At 47.1% G+C, this 1369-nt stretch carries 2 protein-coding genes; both read right to left on the bottom strand.

Going from position 1 to position 1369, the window contains the following annotated elements:
* Nucleotides 1-562 (bottom strand): argininosuccinate synthase domain-containing protein (locus ACTHUM_RS14225; protein WP_440403191.1); only part of this gene is annotated, 562 nt, incomplete at its 3' end.
* Between the two features lie 522 nt (nt 563-1084).
* Nucleotides 1085-1201: a hemolysin D gene (locus tag ACTHUM_RS14220; protein ID WP_083290052.1), complete on the bottom strand. Its 117-nt coding sequence runs from the start codon at nt 1199-1201 to the stop codon at nt 1085-1087.
* Nucleotides 1202-1369: the final 168 nt, after the last annotated feature.

Below are 1369 nucleotides of genomic sequence, written 5' to 3'. Positions count from 1 at the left end.
TTTTGTAGTTGAAGCCGTTGGCAATCAAAAATTCGCTCATTTCGTGACGGCCGCCGAGTTCGTCGATAAATTGTTGGTCGAGCCAAGGTTTGTAGATTTTCAACGCCGGATTGGTCAATAGGCCGTAGCGGTAGAAACGCTCGATGTCGTTGCCTTTGTAGGTGCTGCCGTCGCCCCAGATATTCACATCGTCTTCTTTCATGGCGGAAACGAGCATGGTGCCGGTAACGGCGCGGCCCAAAGGCGTGGTGTTGAAATAGGCTATGCCGCCGGTGGAAACGTGGAACGCACCGCATTGGATGGCGGCGATGCCCTCGTGTGCCAACTGCGCGCGGCAGTCAATCAGGCGGGCATTTTCTGCGCCGTATTCCATCGCTTTTTTAGGAATAGCGTTGTAATCGTCTTCGTCAGGTTGGCCGAGGTTGGCGGTGTAGGCGTAAGGCAGTGCGCCTTTGAGTTTCATCCACAACAGCGCGGCAGAGGTATCAAGACCGCCGGAGAAGGCGATGCCGACTTTTTGACCGACGGGGAGATTTTGTAAAATGGTATGGTTTTGGCTCATTGGGATTCCTCCAGACTTGAAAAGTTGAAACCATTATCTTATAAATGGATAAGATAATCTACTTTGATGCCGTCTGAAAAAGCATTCAGGTTTTCAGACGGCATTTGTCCGCAATTATTGATGGTGCTATCTGACGCTGAATGCAATGAAGCATACTGCCCAAACCGAAGCAGCTGCCAAAGGCCACAACAAGTAGCCTTTTTGCCCGGTCAAACGCCACATTTCATCTGCATTGGTTGCAACAAAAAACAACCACAAAAAACCAAGTAAAATATCCGTAAAGACTGCCAGTGAAAAAATCATACGGTTTGCAGGCAAGAGGCTGAATGCGTTCAGAACAACCCATTGTATAAAAAATGTGGAAAGCGTAGCATATTTGGCGCGAAAATTGACTGCCCGTTTGTCTTGATGAATTTTACGGCGAATAATCAAATACTGAACAATCAGCACAAACGTACACACAAAAAGGCTGATAATGAACATGAAAAACGCAAAAATGCCGATTACAAACATGAGCCTCTCCTATCCGTTGCACCTATACCATAGCCAAGTGATGGCACCGAGTGCTTCGCTTTCGTTCCATTGTTCATTGGGGTAGAGTTTAGGGGAGATGATGTTTAGGGTTGTGATGGTGGGCATAGTTTAGAGGGGGGGTAAAACAAAAAAGGTAAGTGTAAGTGGTTTTAAGGCTGCCTGAAAGCGGATTAACAGCGAAAAAGAGAACGCGTGAGTGCGAGCACCCACGCTTGCTATCAGACAGACTGGCTACGCTGGCTATGCTTGTTATATATCTATATGGTTATATAG

The organism is Neisseria sp. P0021.S006, from assembly GCF_051956895.1.
The sequence above is the reverse complement of the archived record's forward strand: the minus strand, read 5'-3'. Positions and strand labels throughout refer to the sequence as shown.